This window comes from Arthrobacter sp. StoSoilA2 (genome assembly GCF_019977195.1).
Taxonomy (GTDB): Bacteria; Actinomycetota; Actinomycetes; order Actinomycetales; family Micrococcaceae; genus Arthrobacter.
In genome coordinates, this window is the sequence record NZ_AP024643.1 from 1535187 (window position 1) to 1556345 (window position 21159).

14 protein-coding genes are annotated in these 21159 nt (G+C 63.9%); 5 read left to right on the forward strand and 9 right to left on the reverse strand.

The window, feature by feature from the left end; genetic code table 11:
• Nucleotides 1–4 precede the first annotated feature (4 nt).
• Nucleotides 5–2665: a nitrite reductase large subunit NirB gene (nirB, locus tag LDN82_RS07120; RefSeq protein ID WP_224166878.1), complete on the reverse strand. Its 2661-nt coding sequence runs from the start codon at nt 2663–2665 to the stop codon at nt 5–7.
• A 282-nt stretch (nt 2666–2947) separates the two neighbouring features.
• On the opposite strand from nirB, the gene nirD reads away from it, so the two are divergent.
• Nucleotides 2948–3316 carry a nitrite reductase small subunit NirD gene (gene nirD / locus LDN82_RS07125; RefSeq protein ID WP_224091886.1) on the forward strand — a complete coding sequence of 123 codons (369 nt, stop codon included), beginning with the start codon at nt 2948–2950 and terminating at the stop codon, nt 3314–3316.
• Between the two features lie 18 nt (nt 3317–3334).
• Here nirD and LDN82_RS07130 read toward each other — a convergent pair whose 3' ends face one another.
• From LDN82_RS07130 to LDN82_RS07140, 3 genes are all read right to left on the reverse strand, one after another.
• Nucleotides 3335–5080 carry a phospho-sugar mutase gene (locus LDN82_RS07130; protein ID WP_224091896.1) on the reverse strand — a complete coding sequence of 582 codons (1746 nt, stop codon included), beginning with the start codon at nt 5078–5080 and terminating at the stop codon, nt 3335–3337.
• A gap of 101 nt (nt 5081–5181) precedes the next feature.
• Nucleotides 5182–6819 carry a glycoside hydrolase family 32 protein gene (locus tag LDN82_RS07135; RefSeq protein ID WP_224091898.1) on the reverse strand — a complete coding sequence of 546 codons (1638 nt, stop codon included), beginning with the start codon at nt 6817–6819 and terminating at the stop codon, nt 5182–5184.
• A 93-nt stretch (nt 6820–6912) separates the two neighbouring features.
• Nucleotides 6913–8514: a glycoside hydrolase family 68 protein gene (locus tag LDN82_RS07140; RefSeq protein WP_224166879.1), complete on the reverse strand. Its 1602-nt coding sequence runs from the start codon at nt 8512–8514 to the stop codon at nt 6913–6915.
• Nucleotides 8515–9016: 502 nt separating this feature from the next.
• On the opposite strand from LDN82_RS07140, the gene LDN82_RS07145 reads away from it, so the two are divergent.
• The gene (locus LDN82_RS07145) at nt 9017–9688 is read left to right on the forward strand and encodes a hypothetical protein (protein WP_224091900.1); all 672 of its coding nucleotides are present in this window, start codon (nt 9017–9019) and stop codon (nt 9686–9688) included.
• A complete protein-coding gene (locus LDN82_RS07150; protein ID WP_224166880.1) occupies nt 9685–10980 on the forward strand; it encodes an Ig-like domain-containing protein in 1296 nt (431 codons plus the stop codon). The genes LDN82_RS07145 and LDN82_RS07150 overlap by 4 nt, the downstream gene beginning before the upstream one ends.
• Nucleotides 10981–10987: 7 nt before the next feature.
• Here LDN82_RS07150 and LDN82_RS07155 read toward each other — a convergent pair whose 3' ends face one another.
• Nucleotides 10988–11806 carry a purine-nucleoside phosphorylase gene (locus LDN82_RS07155; protein WP_216926922.1) on the reverse strand — a complete coding sequence of 273 codons (819 nt, stop codon included), beginning with the start codon at nt 11804–11806 and terminating at the stop codon, nt 10988–10990.
• Between the two features lie 110 nt (nt 11807–11916).
• Here LDN82_RS07155 and LDN82_RS07160 point away from each other — a divergent pair, with 110 nt between their 5' ends.
• Nucleotides 11917–13326, forward strand: coding sequence for an NAD(P)H-quinone dehydrogenase (locus tag LDN82_RS07160; protein WP_224091906.1), 1410 nt, complete (start codon nt 11917–11919; stop codon nt 13324–13326).
• Nucleotides 13327–13354: 28 nt separating this feature from the next.
• On the opposite strand, the gene LDN82_RS07165 is transcribed toward LDN82_RS07160, so the two are convergent.
• The 4 genes from LDN82_RS07165 to LDN82_RS07180 form a co-directional block, all read right to left on the reverse strand.
• Nucleotides 13355–14104, reverse strand: a complete 750-nt coding sequence (locus LDN82_RS07165; RefSeq protein WP_224166881.1) for an MBL fold metallo-hydrolase — start codon at nt 14102–14104, stop codon at nt 13355–13357.
• A gap of 103 nt (nt 14105–14207) precedes the next feature.
• Nucleotides 14208–15773 carry an FAD-dependent oxidoreductase gene (locus LDN82_RS07170; RefSeq protein WP_224091911.1) on the reverse strand — a complete coding sequence of 522 codons (1566 nt, stop codon included), beginning with the start codon at nt 15771–15773 and terminating at the stop codon, nt 14208–14210.
• Complete coding sequence (locus tag LDN82_RS07175; protein ID WP_224166882.1) at nt 15770–18016, reverse strand: molybdopterin oxidoreductase family protein; 2247 nt, start codon at nt 18014–18016, stop codon at nt 15770–15772. The genes LDN82_RS07170 and LDN82_RS07175 overlap by 4 nt, the downstream gene beginning before the upstream one ends.
• Entirely contained in the window at nt 18017–19429 is a 1413-nt protein-coding gene (locus LDN82_RS07180) for an MFS transporter (RefSeq protein WP_224091923.1), read from the reverse strand.
• Nucleotides 19430–19722: 293 nt separating this feature from the next.
• Between LDN82_RS07180 and LDN82_RS07185 the strand changes: the two genes are divergently transcribed.
• Complete coding sequence (locus LDN82_RS07185) at nt 19723–21132, forward strand: MFS transporter (protein WP_224091926.1); 1410 nt, start codon at nt 19723–19725, stop codon at nt 21130–21132.
• Nucleotides 21133–21159: the final 27 nt, after the last annotated feature.

A 21159-nucleotide genomic window follows, 5' to 3' on the forward strand; every position in this document is an offset into this window, starting at 1 on the left:
TCCCCTACTTCTCTGCGCCGACGGGTTCTGCGCCGACGGGTTCTGCGCCGACAGTTTCGCGGCGGACCGGGATGGTGGAGGCGATGAGCACGCCGCCCTTTTCCTCGTTCGTCGCAGGGCGGATCTGGCCCCGCTCCGGAACGAAGGAGATGGACTCGTCCTTCTGGTTGGGGGCGTTGACGAAGGAACGGAAACGGCGGAGGCGCTCCGGATCCTTCAAGGTCTCAGCCCACTCGTCCTCGTAGGTGTCGATGTGCTTGGCCATGGCCGCTTCAAGCTCCTCGGCGATGCCAAGCGAGTCGTGTACCACTACTTCCTCGACGTGCTTGATGCCGCCGTCGAGCTCTTCCTGCCAACGCGCCGTGCGCTGCAGGCGGTCGGCGGTACGGATGTAGTACATGAGGTAGCGGTCGATGTACTTCAGCAGTGTTTCGTCATCCAGGTCCTTGGCAAGCAACTGTGCGTGTGCCGGGGTAGCACCACCGTTGCCGCCGACGTACAGGTTCCAGCCGTCAGCCGTGGCGATGACGCCGACGTCCTTGCCGCGGGCCTCGGCGCATTCGCGGGCGCAACCGGACACGCCCATCTTCAGCTTGTGCGGGCTGCGCAGGCCCCGGTAGCGCAGTTCCAGGGCGATGGCCATGGCTACGGAATCCTGGACGCCGAAGCGGCACCACGTGGACCCAACGCAGGACTTCACCGTGCGCAGGCTCTTGCCGTAGGCCTGGCCGGATTCGAAGCCGGCATCAACCAGTTCCTTCCAGATGTCCGGCAGCTGCTCGAGGCGGGCGCCGAACATATCGATGCGCTGGCCACCGGTGATCTTGGTGTACAGGTTGTACTTTTCCGCGACCGCTGCGATGACACCGAGACCCTTGGGGGTGATTTCACCACCGGCAATACGCGGTACCACCGAGTAGGTGCCGTCCTTCTGCATGTTCGCCAAGGCGCGGTCGTTGGTGTCCTGCAGGGAACCACGGCCGGCGTCCAGGACGTAGGCGGAGTGCTGGCTGGCCAGGATGGAGGCGATGGTCGGCTTGCAGATATCGCAACCGGCACCCGTACCGTACTTGGCCATGATGTCTTCGAAGGAGGTAAGTTCCAGGACACGGATAGCGTCGAACAGCTCCTGGCGGGACAGGCTGATGTGTTCGCACAGGGCCTTGGAAACCTCGATGCCGGACTTCTTCAGTTCGCCTTCGAGGAGCTTCTTCAGCATGGGGACGCAGGAACCACACTGGGTGCCGGCACGCGTGCAGGCTTTGACTTCACCGAGTTCCTGGACCGGTGCGTTGCCTTCGCAGGCACCGCACCCATTGATGGTGTCGCGAATGGTTCCGGCGGACACGTTGTTGCAGGAGCAGAGGATTGCATCGTCAGGCAGCTCGGTTTCCGGAGCCTCTCCGCCACCGGCAGCGCTCAGGAAGGCGCCGGGCTCGGCAGGCAATTCACGTCCCAGCAGCGGACGCAGGCTCATGTAAGGCGAAGCATCGCCGACGAAGATGCCGCCCAGGAGAGTCTTGGCATCGTCAGTGGTGACGATCTTCTGGTAAACGCCACGGGCGGGGTCTGCGTAGACGATTTCGAGGGAGTGCTCGGTCTTGGCGAAGGCATCGCCGAAGCTCGCCACATCCACGCCGGACAACTTCAGTTTGGTGGCGGTGTCGAATCCCGGGAAGGTTGCCTCGCCGCCGTGCAGGCGGTCCGCAACGATCTCGGCCATGGTGTTTGCCGGAGCAACGAGGCCCAGGCACATGCCCTCGAAGTTGGCCACTTCACCGATAGCCCAAATACCGTCCACCTCGGTGGCACAGAAATCGTTGATCACCACGCCGCCGCGCTGGCCCAGGCTAAACAGCTGCTCTTCGCCCTCAGCTGCGCGGAAGAGATCATCGCGCGGCTTTACACCGATAGCCACGATCACGAGGTCCGCATCAATAATGCGGCCATCTGCCATCAGGACGCCGGTGACCTGGCCGTCGTCGTCCGTCAGTACCTCGGACGGGAAGACACCGCCGTGGACTTCGAAGCCCTTCGCCTCGATCAGGCGGCCAAGTGCCTGGCCGGCGCCTTCATCCAACTGCGTGTTCATGAGCCACGGCGCACCGTTGATGACGATCGGCGTGGCGCCCAGCTGCTCGGTGCCTGCAGCGGATTCAAGGCCCAGCAAGCCACCGCCGATGGTGACCGCGTTAACCTTGCGGCCCAGTTTTTCGCGGAGCTCCGCAATGGCCTTGTTAATCGCCCAAACGTCCTCGAGCGTGCGGTAGACGTGGGTGTGCTCGGAGCCAGGGATGGGGAGCCGGGCTGCATCGGAACCAGAGGCAACCACCAGGTGGTCGTATTCGTACTTGTTGCCCGCCGCGGTGAGGACACTCTTGGCAACGGAATCAATCTTGACTGCGCGCTCGCCGGTCTTCAGCGTCAGGGCCTCGTGGTCCCACATGGCAGCATCGCCCAGGGTGAGGTCCACGTCGGTTTCCGTCAGCGCCTTGCTCAAGGCAACGCGGTCGTAGGGGAGGTGCGCCTCTTCCGTCAGAACCGTAACCTGCCAGCCTTCAAGACCGCGGTTGTACATTGCGTCGGCGAAACGGTGGGCCGCAGGGCCGCCTCCGACGACAACGATGCGGCGCGGGTTCTCTGTACTTGAAGTGTGTCCGGTCACTGGTGGGCCTTTCGCAGATGTTGCAGACGGATCTCCGCAACTTGTGCTTCCAGCCTAGGGACGGGCAGTTTCGCTTCAGTTTCCCCTTTGTTTCGTGATCTTAACTTCTGCATCACGAACGCATTTCGCAAGGTGTGAGGTCTCTTTTACGCACCGGACACAAATGCGGACCCCCGATGAAACACCCGCGCCCTAGCTTTGAAGAGTGGCCGCAAGCGTGGCCCGGTCCGGGGGAGTGAAGGTGGAAATTGCCAGCGCCCGGACACAGTGAGAGGGGCTGAAATGACCGTAATTCTGGACCGTGCCGACGAGCTGACTACTACCGCCGTTGGCGAATGGCACCGTGTGTGCGCAGTGGATGAACTCGAAGTGGCCTGGGGCGAAGCGGCATTGATCGAGGGCCGCCAGGTAGCGTTGTTCCGCATCGCACCCGGCGAAGTCTTCGCCGTCGCACAGCAGGACCCGGCCACCCTGGCCAACGTCATGGCCCGCGGCATTATCGGGTCCCGCGGCAGCCGGCCGACCATTGCGTCGCCGCTGCACAAAGAGGTTTACGACCTCGAAACCGGTGAGTGCTTCACCGACCCCAACCTTAAGCTCGCAACCTTTGCCACCCGCCTTGTGGATGGCTACATCGAGGTTGAACTCTAAAACGCCGGACTCCGGCGGCTACAAACCCAACGCCTCGCGGACATCCCCAAGGACATCGTCCAGGGATGTCCGCGCTGCTTGGCGTGCAGCAGGAAGCTCTGCCGCCGACTCCACAGCCTGGATCACCTCCAGGTAACACTTGAGCTTTGGTTCGGTGCCGCTGGGCCGGATGATCACGCGGCTCTGGTCCCGTGTGAGATACAAAAGCCCGTCCGTGGGCGGCAGGGATTCGCTGCCTTCGGCAAGATCGGTGAAAACCTCGACGGCGGAGCCTCCAAACGCTTCCGGCGGGTTGACGCGTAGTCGGTTCATCATGGCGTCCAGGAGACCCAGGTCCGCCACGCGGATGCTCAACTGGTCACTCGCATGAAGCCCGTGCACCAGGTACAGCTCATCCAGGGTGTCGAAGATCGTCTTGCCCTCGGCCTTTGCGGTTGCCGCCAATTCCGCGATCAGCACCGCCGCCGAGATGCCGTCCTTGTCCCGGACCAGATCCGGTGCCACGCAATAACCCAGCGCTTCCTCGTACCCATAGGTGAGCCCCGGGACGCGCGAAATCCACTTGAAGCCCGTGAGCGTTTCCTCATGGGCATAGCCCGCCGCAGCCGCAATGCGTGACAACAGCCGCGAGGACACGATTGAGTTGGCGAAGACGCCTGCCCGGGGTTCTTCGCCGGCACCGGCGGCCATACGCGCAACGATATGGGCGCCCAGGAGCGCACCCACTTCGTCCCCGCGCAACATCCGCCAGGCTCCCGTTGCGGGGTCAACCGCAGCGACCGCCGCCCGGTCGGCGTCGGGATCGTTGGCCAGGACGATGTCCGCACCTAGGTCCGCAGCAGCCGCAAGAGCCAGGTCCAGGGCGCCGGGCTCTTCCGGGTTGGGGAATGCGACCGTGGGGAAATCAGGGTCCGGCTCGGCCTGTTCCGCCACGAGCGTGACATTTGCGAAGCCGGCTGCGTTCAGCACGGATACGGCTGTTTCACCACCCACGCCATGCATGGGGGTCAGGACGATCTTCAGGTCCCGGGCGGGGAAGTGCTCTGCATCCACCAAGCCTGCCATCGCGGCTTGGTAGTCAGCGGTGATGGAGGTGGGCAGGACAGTCCAGCCATCGTCTGCCAGCGTGATCGACTCCAACGCGCCCACGGCCTCAATCTTTTCGGCAATCTGAGCATCGTACGGCGCCACGATCTGGGAACCGCGCCCGCTTTCAGATACTGCATGGCGTCCCAGATAGACCTTGTAACCGTTGTCCTGCGGCGGGTTGTGGCTCGCTGTGACCATGACACCGCCGTCGCAATCCAGTGACCTGACCGCGTAGGCGAGCAACGGCGTCGGAAGCGCTGCCGGCATCAGGAAGGTTTCAATGCCTGCTGCCGTAAAGATTGCGGCCGTCTCTTGCGCGAAGATGTCCGAGTTGTAGCGGGCGTCAAAGCCGACGACGGCGCTCGGCCGGGTACCCGGCGCAGCTGCGGCTACCACTTCGGTCAAGAAAGCAGCCAAGCCGGCCGCCGCCCGGCGGACCACCACCCTGTTCATCCGGTTGGGACCTGGTCCGAGGGCAGCTCGAAGGCCGGCGGTGCCAAACTGCAGGGTGCCATTGAAGCTGTCGCCCAGTTCCTGGACTGCTCCTGCGTCACCGCCGCTGGCGAGGTCGGTGAGCTCAAGGAGAGCTGCCGACGTCGTGGGGTCCGGATCGTGGGAAGCCCATTCGCGGGCGTCGGTGAGCAGCTGGTTAAGGGCGGCATCGCTTGATGTCATAGGGACAAAACTATCCTCATTGCCCACGTCAAAGGCAACGCGGGGTCAGATACGGCCCATAAATCTCGTCGTAATGGGCCGTATCTGACCCCGCGTTGCTTTTAGAGCGAGCGGGATTGGACAGTGAAGTCGGTGTTCCCATCCATGCTGAACACAGAAGATCCTGTGTTGTCCCAGTCCGGGAAGAAGATGTCCGAAATGACTGCCGCACCATCCTGGGCGAAGACCTCCACGGACGAGGAATCCAGGAGGATACGCAGGTGGACCTTGCTGTCGCTGCCGGAGGAGGGAAGGGCAACCTCGTGATAGGGGCTGAATTTCTCCGAGAAATTGCTTGTCCCGGCCTTCGAACGGTCGACCTTTACCGTGCGCTTTTCCTTGTTGTAGGAGATACGCAGGCTGGCGCTGCCATCAGCCGATCGACGAAGGAGAATACCTGCTTCCCGCGCGGAGGTAAGGTCCATTTCAAGGTCAATGAGCTGCGTACGGGCGGAGAAATCGGCGCCAAGATCCTGCGCCTCCGGCCCGACGGTGAGGTTTTTGCTCTTCACCTCACCACCGGAACTGTCAGCCATGGTGTTAAGGGCCTGGGTGGCGATCGCCGAGCGGAGCTCCAAGCGCTTTTCGCCCCGTACCAGGGTGAGTTCGCGGGGGATTGCCATGGACCCGCGCCACGGCGTGGTGGGAACGTGTTGGGCGTAATCCCAATTGCCCATCCAGCCAAGGAGCACGGGCTTGCCGCCAGGTGCTCCGGAGATGGAGTTTGCCGCGTAGTAGTCGGCGCCATGGTCCAGCCACTGGGATTCGGTGAGCGGAGCATCGGCGGGCGCGGCGTTTTCAGCCGTAAAACGGGTGCCGTCGAATTCGCCGACGAAGTACTGCATGCCTGAGCCGCCCGCGATGCCGCCGGGGTTGATGCTCAGCAGCATGACCCACTTCTTCGCAGTGGAGCCTTCTACGTCCATCTGGACAAGTTCCGGCACCTCCCAGAGTCCGCCCTGGGCGCCGACCCCGGAGAAATCACTGAGGAAGTCCCAGTGGAGAAGATCCGTGGATTTGAACATCTTCACTACCTGCGCATCCGCCACGACTGTGGTCATCACCCAGTATCGGCCGGGCTCGTACCAGGTGATCTTGGGGTCGCGGAAGTTGTTGTTGGTAGGCGCGAGGTTCAGGACCGGGTTGCCCTTGTACTTCTGCCAGGTGCTTCCGTTGTCCAGGCTGAAGGCCACGGACTGTGCCTGGGCACCTTGGGGGAGTGCGCCGTTCTTTCCATATGCACTGGTGTAGAGGGCCACCATGGGTGGGTTCTGCGCGGACCCCAGCCCGGACGCGTTGTTCTTATCCATCACGATCGAACCGGAGAAGATTTCCTCCTGCGGGCTTGCCTCCATGGCAACAGCCTGCTGTTCCCAGTGCACCAGGTCCGTGCTGGTGGAGTGGCCCCAGGACATGTTGCCCCACGAGTTTCCCCGAGGGTTGTACTGGTAGAAGGCGTGGTAGGTCCCATTGTGGTAGACGAGGCCGTTGGGATCGTTGAGCCAGTTCTTTTCAGCAGTCAGGTGGGCTGCCGGCCGCCATGGATCCGAAGCGGATGGCCGGTGCCCGCCCGGGACGGGGGCCGACGTCGGGCTTTCAGGTGCTGGAGCAGTGCAGGCAGCGGCGGAAAAGGCGACCACGACGGCGGCACTTGCGGCCAGCAGATGACGGCGGGACAGGCGGGGATTGGGGTAAGTCATGGGGAGAGATCCTGGGGTTGGGGAGTGGCAGGGGTGCCGGCCCTTGTGGAGCCCGCACCCCCGCCGTGGCCTAAAGGCCGGGGGTGTTGCGGCCTACTTGTAGAGGCCTTCGCCGCCAACGCGGAGGTTGGTGGGCAGGTAGCCGAACGGGCCGAGGCCGTTCTTGCCGAAGGTGCGGTCAACCTGCGTCACGCCACCCTGGAAGTTCATCTTCACGGTGGGGGACAGGGAGCCGCCGCGGACGCCGTCCACGTTGTCGATGAACGACTGCACGAGGCCGCCAGGCTGTACGTAGTGCGAGTAAGCCTGGAACTGACGGCCGTTCTGGCGCGGGTCCGGACCCTCCGGCGCGTTGGCCGGCATGTTCAGGTCCGTGGGGGAGCCCAGGGCCAGGCCGCTGTTGTTCACCGGCTGGAAGTCGGAGCGAACGCCGTTGCCCACGAAGCCGTAGACGCCGTCCGGGCCGCGCATGCCATCTGCGTAGGTGAACTGATGGCTGATGGTGAACAGGTAGTACTTGTTCTTGCCGTTTTCGTTCTGGATGTAGATCTGCGGACGCTCAGTCTGGTCGTTGACGCAGTTGGCGGACAGGATCGGGGGCAGGAAGCTCCACTTGGTGAGGTCCTTGTTGTCTGCAACTGCCAGGCCCACGTTGGCGGTCTGGTACCAGGCGCCGGTGGTGGTGTTGACCTGGTTCACGGTCTCGGCGTGAGGATCGCCCGGACGGTAGCCGAGGTCTTCCTGCTTGCACTTGTAGTCGCCGCGGTTGCCGCCGGTGTTGCCTTCGAAGACCATGAAGGTTTTGCCCGGGTGCGCCGGGTCCGCGAAGGTGTACGGGTCACGGAACGCGAAGCCCGGGTTCTGGGCCTTGTTCTGGTACATCTTTCCGTCCGGCTCCAGCAGCTTGGTGTGCTCGAAGCCGTCGAAGGTCACGCCGTCCTGGTTGGCGTGGATGTTGCCCAGGGCCTTGGCGATGACAGCATCCGGAGCGATGCCGCCGCCACCGGCGTTGCGCTCAGCGACGTCGTAGAACGTGGTTGCAGTGTAGAAGACGTTGATCTTGTTGCCCTGCATGAGGCGCGTCGAGCCGGACCACTCGGTGTTGCCGATGGACGTGTTGTCCAGGAACAGGTGTCCGCCGTAGTTCCACTTGTCCTTGGCCGGATCGGCGTTGGTCTTGCGGAAGAAGTACCCGATACGGGCGTTCCAGTGGCGCTGGTCGAAGCCGTAGCCGGCGTGCCGGTCAGCTACCAGGGAGAAGATGACGTCCCAGCCCTTGTAGCTGATCTGGTTCGCGTTCTCGTCTGTCAGGGACCAGGTGTCCCACACCCAGACGTCGTCGTTCATGGCGGGGAAGTCCTTGGGGATTTCCGGCATGGTGACGTCCGGGCTCATGGAGTTCTGGCCCGGAGCAACGTTGGTGTTGCTCTGTGCCATGATCTGCTTGGCGTCTGCCCGGGTCCATTTGGACGTGAAGTCGGCGGCGGGGTCGTACGCCTCCTGCGTGTGGACGGAGGGCAGTGGGAAGCCGGGCGTGGGTGCCGGCATGGTGTTCGACGGCGGGTCGGCCGGCAGGTTGGCCTGCGCGGCCGGGGTCACCAGCAGGATGCTGCCGGCAACGCTGGCTGCGGCTGCGAGGGCGGCTGCCTGTCGCAGACGGCGGCGCGGCCGTGTTGGGGTTGAGTGCGTGTTCATGCTTGCTCTTCTCGCGGAGTGTTGGACTTCGTGGAGTGCTATCAACTCCGGCGTCCGTCGATCCGCTGAAGGCGTCTTCGAGGGACGCCATCGTTTCGAGGTGCGGCGATCCCTTATGGGGTTCTCGCCGCGGTGGTTCCAGTACGTCGACTTACCGGAACGACTCCCACGCTAAACACGTGTGAGGGGTCAAATCAAACAACATTTCACGGCCTTAAATCACTTGTCAGACATATGTGTGCAAGCGTTTACATTCTCCAATGCGCGCGCGTGCCACAACCCGGCGCCTCGATCAAATATGTCGAAATAAAACTGACTTATTCTGAGAATTAACTGTGCGTTTACGCGGGGTCCGTTTGACTTGACGCCCCGCATTTCCTGGCTTATGCGGCAGTCCCCAGCGGGAAAATCCTTCTAAAAGTCCAATCGGTGGACGTAAAATGTGGTAGCGATTCCGGCCACCCCTGCGAGCCGGACCCCGCCTGGTGTGAGCTGGTGCAGCATGTGTGAGTTACCGAAGCGGCGTTGGCGGTCCTCCCTGACTCCATTGCGGCTGGTCCTCGCGCTCCTTGCGTTGGCAGCGATCGTGGCAGGCTGGCTGGTTCCGGATCTTTTGTCCGCCGTCCCCATCGGGGCAGGCCTGTTGACCCTGGCCGTTGCCGTCCTCATGCCCGCCATCCGGGAAATCGAACTGGGGGCTTCCCCCAGCATCAAACTCGCGCCCGCCCTCAAAGACCGCGAAGACGAGCTCCGCAGCGTCTTCGAACGGCAGAGGGGAGACATGGAGTACTGTGCCCACTTGCTCTGCGACAACCCGGAAACTGCACGCCGCTTGCTGGAGGCGGCGTGGTCCCAGTCCACCAATGCGTGGAAGGGGCCGGTGACACCCCAGTTGCGCGTCTACACGCTGTGCGTCTTCGTGGAGCTGCTGAAGAAGCACGAACATTGGCTGCAGAGTCGTGCCGGCCAGACGAAGAAGCCTAAGGCCGGCAAGTCTCCCTTGGCGCGGTTGCCGTACGACGAGAGGGTCGCCGTCGTGCTTCATGTCTTCGCGAACCTGACCGTTGGCGAGATTGCCGGGATGACTGATCGTCCCGCCCTGGAAGTGGGCAAATCCTTGGCGGCCGCCGAAGAGAAAACCAACCGCCTGGCGTTGGAAGAAGGCCGGCCGTGAGGGACGCGCTGCGGGAGCGGTTGTTGTCCGAGGCCGCGCTTCATGCGCAGACCCACCCGGCCGATCTGGACCGGGCGTTGGGCGAAGGCATGTCCACGATCCGGCGAAGGCTGGTGCGAACCTGGGTGGTGGTGATCGTGGCCGCGGTGCTCGTGGCGGCCGGGCTGGTGGCTGTCCGCGTGCTCCTTGACAGGCAACCAGCAGTGCTGGAATCCATCGCGGTGAGCGCTCCGGCGAGCTCCCTCCAACCCGGGGCCATTCTTCAGTTGTCCGCGGAAGCGACCTACAGCGACGGCACGCGGCGCCCGTTACAGGATGGCGTCGAGTGGGCCTCGGACAACCTCGCGGTGGCCGAAACCACTGCCGATGGCCAGGCGACGGCGGTCGCGCCGGGTGTCGCTGGCCTGACAGCAACGCTCGACGGCGTCTCCGGACGCTTCGAGCTCAAGGTCACCCCGCCGGGAACGGCCTCGCTCACGGCCCTGCGCATCACTCCGGGTGACGCTGAAACAAATCCTGGAGGCAAGGTACCGCTCGTCGCCGAGGGAACGTACAGCGATGGGTCACTCGGAAGGCTCAACGTCACAGCTATTTGGGCGTCCCGTGATCCTGGCATTGCGACCGTGGACGGCGACGGCCTGGTCACCGCCGCAGCGCCGGGCACGGCCATCATCTCCGCGTCGCAGGATGGGTTCGAAGCCACCGCACGCATCACCGTCAACCCGGCACCGCCGGCCAAGCTCTCCGGCCTGGCGATTGAGCCCGCCGAACTCACGATCAAACAAGGGCAGACGCACCAAATGACCGCAGTAGCCTCGTACACGGACGGGTCCACCAAACCCGAGTCCAACGTGACCTGGTCCACCAGCAACCCGAAGATCGCAACAATCTCCGCCTCCGGACTCCTGACCGCGCAGGGCATAGGGCAAGTGCTCATCGAAGCCAAGCACGTGGACGCGGATGGCAAGGAATGGAAAGCGCAATCGAAGGTGACCGTGGAGCATGCGGTGATTCGCGTCGTCGTGGGTCCTGCTGGCCCGCACGCACTCGAGCCCGGCGCCACCGTCCAACTGACCGCCACCGTCACGTACAGCGACGGCAAACCCGGGAAGCCGGTCATTGCATGGGCGTCAAGCCGCCCGGTCATCGCCACCGTCAGCAATGGGTTGGTGCGGGGAGGCCCCGTGCAAGGTCAGGTGACCATCACGGCCACGGTGGAAGGCGTGTCCAGCAACGGGGTAGTGGTCAGCGTTGGTCCAACGATTCCGACCCAGGGGCCGGTAAAGGGCTAGCGCTGCCTTAGAGCTTCGCGATGATCTCCGCCAGCAGCGTGGAAATACGCTTGCCCGCCGCTTGGCCGGCTTCGAGGACCTCGGCGTGGCTCAGCGGAACCGGGCTGATGCCCGCGGCAAGGTTGGTGACCAGCGAGATGCCGAAGACCTCCATGCCTGCATGGCGTCCGGCGATGGCTTCCAACGCCGTGGACATCCCCACGAGGTCAGCGCCGATGCGCTTGGCGTACTGGACCTCGGCAGGCGTCTCGTAGTGGGGGCCGCTGAACTGGGCGTAGACACCCTCCTGCAGTGAGGGATCCACCTCGCGGGCCAGTTGCCGGACGCGTGAGGAGTAGAGGTCCGTGAGGTCCACGAACGTGGCGCCCTCGAGCGGGGAGGTGGCGGTCAGGTTGATGTGGTCGCTGATGAGAACAGGCGTGCCCGGGGTCCATTCCTCGTTGAGGCCACCGCAGCCATTGGTGAGGACCAGCGTCTTGCAGCCCGCGGCTGCGGCAGTGCGCACGCCATGGACCACGGACCGGACACCCTTGCCTTCGTAGTAGTGCGTCCTGGCTCCGAGGACCAGAGCGCGCTTGCCTTCCTTGGTCAGGACGGAGCGGATGGTTCCAACATGGCCCACAACGGAAGGTTGATGGAAACCGGGAACCTCCGAGGCATTCAAGGTGGCGGTGGTTTCGCCAATGAGATCGGCAGCTTCGGCCCAGCCGGAACCGAGCACCAAGGCTACGTCGTGGGACTCTACGCCGGTCTCGGCGGCGATGAAGTCCGCCGCGGCCCGCGCAGCTTCGAAGGGGTCTGTGTTCATCAGCTCAGTGTTACTCACTGGTACAAGCTACCTTGCGTGTGCGGCAATTTGGTAGGGACCCGTCCGCGCCGGCGGGTGAGGCTTGGCTGACTGGCAGCCTGCCGTGCAATGAGCGAGAATTGAGGATTGTGACCACCCAAGTTGACTTCAGTTCCCCCCGTATCGCGATTCTGGGAGGTGGTCCCGGAGGATATGAAGCCGCCATGGTGGCCGCGTCCCTTGGCGCAAAAGTCACCATCATCGAGCGGGCAGGCCTTGGCGGCTCCGCCGTGCTGACCGACGTCGTGCCTTCCAAAACCCTTATTGCCACCGCCGACCTCATGACCCGCGTCGGTGAGGCGGACGAGTTGGGCGTCAAATTCGACGGTGACGGTGGCGGCTCCAAGCCCCGCGCCGACCTGAAGCACATCAACGATCGCGTCCTGGATCTGGCCCGTGGACAGTCCCACGACATCCGCACGGGGCTGGAGCGCCTCGGCGTTGAGATTGTGATCGGTTCCGGCAAGTTGCTGGACAACAACACCATTGAGGTGCTGACCCTTGAAGGCGTCCGCACCATCGACGCCGATGCCATCCTGCTGGCGGTGGGGGCGCACCCGCGCGAACTCCCTACCGCCAAGCCCGACGGCGAACGCATCCTCAACTGGGCCCAGATCTACAACCTCGACGAATTGCCCGAGGAACTGATCGTGGTGGGCTCCGGTGTAACCGGTGCTGAGTTCGCATCTGCCTACAACGGCCTCGGCTCCAAGGTCACGCTGATTTCCAGCCGCGACCAGGTCCTCCCCGGTGAGGACACGGACGCTGCCAAACTGCTGGAAGGCGTGTTCGAGCGCAGGGGCGTACGCGTGTTGTCCCGGTCGCGCGCCAACGCAGTTGAGCGGACGGACGACGGCGTGAAGGTCACCCTTGGTGATGGATCGGTGGTTACGGGCTCGCACTGCCTGGTGTGCGTTGGTTCCATCCCCAACACAGCGGGAATCGGGCTTGAGGAAGCCGGGGTGACCTTGACGGAGTCCGGGCACATCAAGGTGGATGGTGTTTCGCGCACCACTGCCCCCAACATCTACGCTGCCGGCGACTGCACCGGCGTGTTCGCGTTGGCGTCCGTCGCTGCCATGCAGGGCCGCATCGCGGTTGCCCACTTCATGGGTGATGGCGTGAAGCCGCTCAAGCTCAACCAGGTGGCGTCCAACATCTTCACCTCCCCGGAAATCGCTTCGGTGGGCGTTTCCGAGGCCGACCTCGCCTCCGGCAAGTACCAGGGCGACGTCGTGATGCTCTCGCTGCTCAGCAACGCCCGCGCCAAGATGCGCAACACCAAGGATGGCTTCGTCAAGATCATCGCCCGCAAGGGTTCCGGCACCGTGATCGGTGGCGTGGTGGTTGGCCCCAACGCTTCCGAGCTCATCTTCCCGATCTCCGTGGCCGTCACGCAGAAACTGCACGTGGACGACGTCGCCAGCGCTTTCACGGTGTACCCGTCACTGACAGGGTCCATCTCGGAGGCAGCGCGGCGCTTGCACGTGCACATGTAGCTGCAGGCCCCTTGGGCGTTCTGTGTTCTTAGGTGCGCAGGGCGGCGACGGCTTTCGCCAAGGACATGCGCAGCGCTGGGCCGTGCCCCGGCAGGATCACATTGGCTTGGATCTTGCTCAGTGAGCGTGCCGCTGCGAGGGCGGTCTCCGGATCCGAGTGGTACATCCGGTGCAGCATCTGTGGGCCGGACTTCGAACTGATCGGGTGGCCACTGGCAAATGTGTCACCTACGGCGATGGCCTGCGCCCCGGGGATCAGTAGGGCAACGTTGCCTGGGGTGTGACCGGGCAAGAGGATCGCTTCCGGTTGGCCAGGCAGGCTCCGGAGCCTGTCCTCATCCCATGCCTCGGCACGCGTTGCGGGCTCGGCTTGGAGGGCTTTCGCTTGGATGACATGGAGCAGCCAGCGGAAAACACGTGGCCGCCACGCCCGTGCCAGCACCTGGCCGATGGTGACCTGATGCTTTTCCTTGCCCTGCACGTGGGCCAATTCCTCGGGGGAACACAGGATGGGCGTGCCGAACGTCCTGGAGAAGTACGCAGCCGAGCCCGTGTGGTCCACGTGGCCGTGGGTGATGAGCATGGCTTTGGCATCAGCCGGCTCAAGCCCGAGCCCGGTGATCGATTCGAGGACCAGGTCCCTATCGGCAGGGTATCCGCTGTCGATCAGTAGGAACGCGGACCTGTCCGCGGAGGCCGGGGCATCCCGGAGAATGACCCAGTTGGACGCAGGTCCTTCAACAAAGTGGACGCCGGGCGCGGGTTCGGAGATCTTCACCCCGAAAGTCTAGAAGCCCCGGCAACGAATTCGCGGGAAGCGTGCGAGCACGCAGGGAAACTTCCCACGAACCCGCAGCTTTCCCGCGAACCGAGCGAGCTACTCAGGCGGCAGCCGCTTGGAAATGTTTTTCGATGAGCCCCTTGATGTCCTCGTGGCATCCTCCGCAGCCTGTGCCGGCGCGTGTGGCCTTGGAGACCTCGCCAACAGTGCTGCAACCTTCCAACACGGAATCCTCGATGCTGGCGGCACTGACCCCGGCACAACGGCACACCGTGCGCTGGGGATCGTTGCTGGTGGCGCTGCCTGAACCCAACTGGTCAGGGCCGTCCAGGCGAAGCAGCAGGGAACGGTCCGCCGGTAGCTCTGAGGAACGTTCGAAAAGGACGACGAGCTCAGCAGCGGTCCGCGGCATGCCCACGGCCACCAAACCCTCCAACACGCCGCCACGGGTGGTCATCTTGACGTAGCGGCCGTGCTCGGGATCGGCCCACTGGGAGATTTGGCGGCGTGCCCGGCCGGATGCGGCCCCGGCTTCAAGCAGCTCTTCGTCCCACGGATCGGCCTGGTTGTCGCCGGCAAGGGCAAGGTTGATGCCCCGCGCCTTCAGGACCACAACGCCCGGCTTTTCCGTGGGCAGGGCGTCCAGCGCATCCGCGGCTTCCTGGCCGTCTTGTGCCAGGACCACCAAATATTCAGCAAGCCACTCGGCCTGACGCCAGCCCGGGCCTATCAAGCCGGAGGGGCCGGTGGCAGTCCGGCAATCAAGGCAGGAAGCGTCAAGGCAGCGGACCTCTGCACAATCGCCGATCGCGAACATGTGCGGCTCGTGGTAGGTGCGGAGATGGTGGTCCACCAGGATCCCAGCGCCGGTCGGAAGGCCACAGCCTTCAGCCAGCTCGATCCGCGGGCGGACTCCACAGGAGAGGACCAGCAGGTCGCCGTCGATCGCCGAGCCGTCTTCCAGCAGCAGCGCAGAGAAGCTTCCGCCGGGGCCAGCGGTTTCCACGCCGGTAGACCTCGCATTGCCGGCCATCCGGACGCCGCCCGCACGAAGGCTGCTCGTCAGGACGGAACCGCTGCCGCGGTCAATGCTGCGGCCCAAAGGGAAGGGGCCGTTGTGGACCACGGTTGCCTGGGCCCCTTCCTCCGCGGCGGCGAGGGCGGTTTCCAGGCCAAGGACGCCACCACCCAGGACCACGACGCGCTTGCCGCCGGCCACAGCTTCGCGGAGTACCGCGGCATCGCGAAGATCGCGCAGGGCAGTGACACCTGGCGGAAGCACGGGGCCAGAAGGATCGGGGTTCAACCCGGTGAGGTTGGGAATGACGGGCCGGGAGCCGGTGGCAAACACCAGACGGTCGTAGTGTTCATTGGTGCCGTCGGAGAGAATCACCTGCTGGCGTGCGCGGTCAATCCTCTTGACCTTGACACCCAACCGCACGTCAACGCCGTCGGCCTCCAGTTCAACAGCGTCGGCCATTGCCAGGGCTTCAAGAGTGGTCCGTCCGACGCCGAGTTCTGCAACCATGACGCGGTTGTAAGCGGCCTCAGCTTCCTGTCCGACCACCAGAAGTTGCACGAGTCCTGTGCGGACCGCGGGAAGCAGTTCGTCCACCAGTCGCGCAGCAACCGGGCCGAATCCAACAACAACAATGCGCTCGCTCATGATGCCTCCTTGGCGTGCAGGGGCAGCCCGGATCCGGCAGGCACAGCGGCTGGAGCCGCTGACACTGTGGTGGACGCTGCCCGCCGGACCCATACCCGGCTGGTCTTGAACTCCGGCATGCCGGAAATGGGATCGGTGACCGCCTCCGTGAGGCGGTTGGCGTTTTCCTGGCCCGGGAAATGGAACGGCAGGAACACAGTGTCCGGGCGGACCGAATTGCTAAGCTCCGCCCGGCACAGGACCTCACCGCGCTGGTTGGTCACGGTTGCGTAATCGCCGTCGGCAATGCCACGCGCCGCTGCCGTGCCAGGGTGAATCAGGAGTTTGGCCTGTGGCTGGGAAGCCAGCAGCTCGCTCACGCGGCGGGTCTGGGCGCCGGACTGGTAGTGCTCCAGGAGGCGGCCAGTGGCGAGTGCCAGGGAGTCGTCCGCAAACGAACGTACAGCCCGCTTGGAGGGGGTAACCGGGACCATCACGGCGCGGCCATCGGCGTGGGCGAATCCGTCAGCGAAGAGGCGCGGCGTTCCCTGGCTGCCCACGGGGTACGGCCAGTAGGCAGCCTCGCCGCGATCCAGCATGTCGTAGTCGATACCGGAGTAATCAGCCAGACCGCCAGCCGAGGCCAAGCGCAGTTCCTCGAACACTGTCTCGGGGTCGTCACTGAACGTGGAGGGTGCTTCCAGCATCCCGGCGAGCCGGGACATGAGCCACAGTTCGTTGCGAACACCCGGGGGAGGGGTGAGTGCCCGGCGGCGGCGGATCACGCGGCCCTCGAGGTTGGTCAGCGTGCCCTCTTCCTCGGCCCACTGGGTGACGGGGAGAACGAGGTCGGCTTCAACGGCCGTCTCGGACATGAAGAAGTCGCACACCACCAGGAAGTCCAGGCTGCGAAGTCCCTGGGTCACCGCGTTGGTATCCGGCGCCGAAACCACAACGTTGGCGCCATGCACGAAAAGGCAACGGACGCCGTCGGGCTGTCCCAGGGACTTAAGAAGCTCGACGGCGGGCAAGCCGGCTCCCGGGATCAGTGACTCGTCGACGCCCCAGACCTTGGCCACGTGGGCGCGTGCAGCGGGGTCGGTGATCTTGCGGTAGCCGGGGAGTTGATCGGCCTTCTGGCCGTGCTCACGGCCACCCTGGCCGTTGCCTTGGCCGGTCAGCGTGCCGTAGCCGCTGCGGGCCGAGCCGGGCAGGCCAAGGAGCAGGCTGAGGTTGATGGCTGCGGTTGCGGTGTCAGTTCCATCGACGTGCTGTTCCACTCCACGGCCGCTGAGGATATAGCTCCCGCCGTTGCGGGCGCCCTGGGCCAGACGCCGGGCGGTTTCGCGGATGAGGGTGGCCGGGACGCCGGTGATGGACTGGACGCGCTCGGGCCAGAAGGCGTTGAGGCTGCGAACCACGGCGGCATAGCCCTTGGTGTTTGCCTCGATATAGCTCGTGTCAGCCAGGCCTTCGTGGACCACAACGTGGCTGATGCCCAAAAGGAGGGCCAAATCTGTGCCGGGCGTTGGCTGCAAATGGATGCCGCCGCCGTCGCCCGTGAACGCTGCCGTCGCCGAACGGCGCGGATCCACCACGATCAGCCCGCCGGCGTCGCGCGCGCCCTGAAGGTGCTGGACGAACGGAGGCATGGTCTCGGCGACGTTGGAGCCGAGCATGAGGATCACGGAAGCGGAGTCCAGGTCAGTGACGGGGAAGGGGAGGCCGCGGTCAACGCCGAAGGCGCGGTTGCCTGCCGCTGCCGCCGACGACATGCAGAAGCGGCCGTTGTAATCGATGCGTGAGGTGCGCAGTGCCAGCCGGGCGAACTTGCCCAGCATGTACGCCTTCTCGTTGGTGAGGCCGCCGCCACCGAAAACTCCGACAGCGTCGTTTCCGTACTGCTTCTGGGTGTCCTTCACAGCAGCGGTGACAAGCATGAGGGCCTGGTCCCACGAAATCGGCCGGTGGACGCCGTCGGATCCTTTGAGCATTGGTTCGGTGACGCGGCCGTTGTGACGCAACAACGACGCCGATGTCCAGCCTTTGCGGCACAGCCCGCCCCGGTTGGTGGGGAAGTCGCGCCCTGAAACTTCCAGGGGCACGGCAACTTCACCGCGCATCGCGGGTGTGGCAGGGCTTGCCGGTGCTGCCTCGGACGAGGACGCCGGCGCTGGGCCGCCGGCTGCCGAAGCAGCCGGGGCCAGCGTCATGGCGCACTGGAGCGCGCAGTACGGGCAGTGGGTATCGGCGCCGTTGGGCATCTAGATGTGTCCGATCGTGTTGCGCTTCTGGGCGGGGCGGATGTAGCAGGCCCAGCAGACGGTGAGCATCAGGACGTAGGCTCCAACGAATCCGTAGAACGCCGGGGTGTAGGAGCCGCTTGCTGTGTTCGATGCGTTCAGTACCTGGGGGATCACGAATCCGCCGTAGGCACCGATCGCCGAGATCAGGCCCAGTGAGGAGGAAGCCAACCGTGCCGTGGTGGTGCTTGGGGCACCTGCGCGGGCTGCCCGGCTGGAGGTCGCGAAGATCACCGGGATCATGCGGTACGTTGCACCGTTACCGAATCCGCTGGCTACGAAGAGCAGCAGGAACAGGGTCAGGAAGAGCCAGAAGTTCTTCAGCGGAAGGGTCCAGATCATGGTCAAGGTGATGACGGCCATCGAAGCGAACGACGTAATGGTCATCCGGGCGCCGCCCATGCGGTCTGCCATGCGTCCGCCGTAGGGACGTGCAAGGGAACCGACCAGCGGGCCTAGGAATGCCAGGGACAAGGCCACCGCACCGACGTGGATGGAGGAGAAATCGGGGAAGTAGTCCTTGATCAGTTTCGGGAAGACGCCGGCGAAGCCAATGAAGGAACCGAACGTGCCGATGTAAAGGAACGCCATGATCCACAGGTGTGGTTCTTTGAGGGCCGCAACGGATCCGGCCACGTCACCCTTGGCGCTGGTGAGGTTGTTCATGTACTTCCAGGCACCAAAGGCCGCGATCAGGATCAGCGGGATCCAGATAATGCCGGCCATGGGGAGGTTGACCGTTCCAGCTGCGAGCAGGGTGATGGCGATGGGAACCACAAGCTGGGCGATGGCGGCACCCAGGTTTCCGCCCGCGGCGTTCAGCCCCAGTGCCCAGCCCTTTTCGCGGGCCGGGTAGAAGAAGGTGATGTTGGCCATCGAGCTGGCGAAGTTGCCTCCGCCGAAGCCAGCGAGGGCTGCAACCAGGAGCATGACACCGAACGGAGTTTCCGGATTGGAAACACAGATCGCCAAGCCGCTGGCGGGAATCAGGAGGAGCAGTGCCGAGACGATGGTCCAGTTGCGGCCACCGAACTTCGGCACCATGAAGGTGTAGGGGATTCGCAGCGTGGCGCCTACGAGGCTGGGGATGGAGATGAGCCAGAAGATCTGGTTGGTGTCGAACTTGAAACCTGCTGCGGGGAGCTGGACGACAACGATCGACCAGAGCTGCCATACGACAAAGCCGAGGAATTCGGCGAAGATCGACCAGTACAGATTGCGCTTGGCGATGGACCGGCCTTCGGCTTCCCACTGGCCCTTGTCCTCGGCATCCCAGTTGGCGATCCAGCGCCCGGGGCGGTGTTCAAGGGTGGGAACGGCGGTAGCAGTGGACTGGGTGGGGGCCAGTTCTTCTGCAGTGCGGTCAACAGTCACGGAGTGCCTCCTTTGGGGGACGTTGTTCTTCCAAGGTAGGTTTCACGCGTTTCGCGGACCGTCGCCCTTTGTAAACGTGCTGTGACATTTCCCTATCGGCGGGGTCACCAGCGCGTGAGGCAATGGTGAGGTAGTGTGGCCCGGACCACAGTGTGAGACTTTTCGACTAGTCCGCATAGTGGACTTAGTTGTCCAGTCAATGGACTGCGGGAACTATTATTGAACTCTCGAATAATCCTTCGCCGGGCAGGCTCCCAGGGCCATCGGCCGGTGTGAACGAAAGCTGCTACTACATGTCTTCGACTGCTACGTCCAAGGAAGGCGAGTACACCAAGCCAGTGAACTCGCGGGGCAAAGTGATCTTCGCCAGCCTGATCGGCACGACGATCGAGTTCTACGACTTCTACGCCTATGCCACTGCGTCAGTGCTCGTCTTCCCCAAGCTCTTCTTCCCCGACGCCACTGACATCAATGCGCTGCTCAGTGCGTTCGCCATCTTCGGTGTTGCCTTCTTCGCCCGTCCCATCGGCGCCGTCGTCTTTGGCCACTTTGGTGACAAGATCGGCCGCAAGGGCACCCTGGTTGCCTCGCTGTTGACCATGGGCATCGCAACGTTCCTGATCGGACTCCTGCCCACGGCATCCATGCAGGGGTGGGCGATCCTGGCCCCGATCATGTTGGTAATCCTGCGCTTCTTCCAGGGCCTGGCTTTGGGTGGTGAATGGTCCGGTGCAGCTTTGCTGGCAACCGAGAATGCCCCCGAGGGCAAGCGTGCCATCTATGGAACGTTCCCGCAGCTGGGTGCCCCTATTGGCTTCATCATCGCCAACGTGATCTTCATCTGGATGAACGTTGCCCTGTCGGCCGAAGAATTCCTCGCTTGGGGTTGGCGTGTTCCGTTCATCCTTAGCGCAGTCCTGGTCATTGTGGGCCTCTACGTTCGCCTGAAGCTGGTGGAGAGCGTGTCCTTCACCAAGGTGATCGAACAGGAAAAGGTTCAGAAGCTGCCCCTTGCCGCGACCCTCAAGAGCCACTGGCGTCCGGTCCTGGCCGGCACTTTCATCATGTTCGCCACCTACGTGCTCTTCTACATCATGACCACGTTCACGCTGTCCTACGGCACCAAGCCAACCCTGGCCGGCGCCCAGGCCGCGGCCGAAAAGGCCGGCAAGCCCATGACGGCGGACCAGATTGCGGCGTTTGTTCCCGGTCTGGGCATCACCCGGTCCGACTTCCTCTGGATGCTGATCATCGGCGTCGTGTTCTTTGGTATCTTCACCGTGGTTTCCGGACCTCTGGCCGAGAAGTGGGGGCGCCGCAAGTTCCTGCTCGGCGTCACCGCCGGCATCTTCGTATTCGGTGCGCTGTGGTTCACCATGTTTGGCCCCGGCCAGGCAGCAGCCATGGTTGGCCTCATTGTGGGCTTCACCCTCATGGGCCTGACGTTCGGCCCCATGGCAGCCATCCTGCCCGAGCTGTTCCCGGCCAACGTCCGTTACACCGGTTCTGCTGTGGCGTACAACCTGTCGTCCATGATCGGAGCGGCCCCCGCCTCGTTCGTCGCCATCGCTCTCTGGTCGGCAGCCAACGGCAGCACCTGGCTGGTGGGCGTGTACATGGCCATCGCCGCCGTAGTCACTTTCGTGGCGCTCTGGTTCACCCGCGAAACCAAGGACATGGACTACGAGAACAACGTCGCCTGACCTTGGGGACATTAACGACGTCGGCCC

Excerpts from the sequence above, each read along its gene's own strand:
- LDN82_RS07135 (WP_224091898.1), bottom strand. The coding sequence starts at position 6,819 with ATGACTTACCCCAATCCCCGCCTGTCCCGCCGTCATCTGCTGGCCGCA.
- LDN82_RS07170 (WP_224091911.1), bottom strand. The coding sequence starts at position 15,773 with ATGAGCGAGCGCATTGTTGTTGTTGGATTCGGCCCGGTTGCTGCGCGA.
- LDN82_RS07145 (WP_224091900.1), top strand. The coding sequence starts at position 9,017 with ATGTGTGAGTTACCGAAGCGGCGTTGGCGGTCCTCCCTGACTCCATTG.
- LDN82_RS07140 (WP_224166879.1), bottom strand. The coding sequence starts at position 8,514 with ATGAACACGCACTCAACCCCAACACGGCCGCGCCGCCGTCTGCGACAG.
- LDN82_RS07185 (WP_224091926.1), top strand. The coding sequence starts at position 19,723 with ATGTCTTCGACTGCTACGTCCAAGGAAGGCGAGTACACCAAGCCAGTG.
- LDN82_RS07130 (WP_224091896.1), bottom strand. The coding sequence starts at position 5,080 with ATGACATCAAGCGATGCCGCCCTTAACCAGCTGCTCACCGACGCCCGC.
- nirD (WP_224091886.1), top strand. The coding sequence starts at position 2,948 with ATGACCGTAATTCTGGACCGTGCCGACGAGCTGACTACTACCGCCGTT.
- LDN82_RS07175 (WP_224166882.1), bottom strand. The coding sequence starts at position 18,016 with ATGCCCAACGGCGCCGATACCCACTGCCCGTACTGCGCGCTCCAGTGC.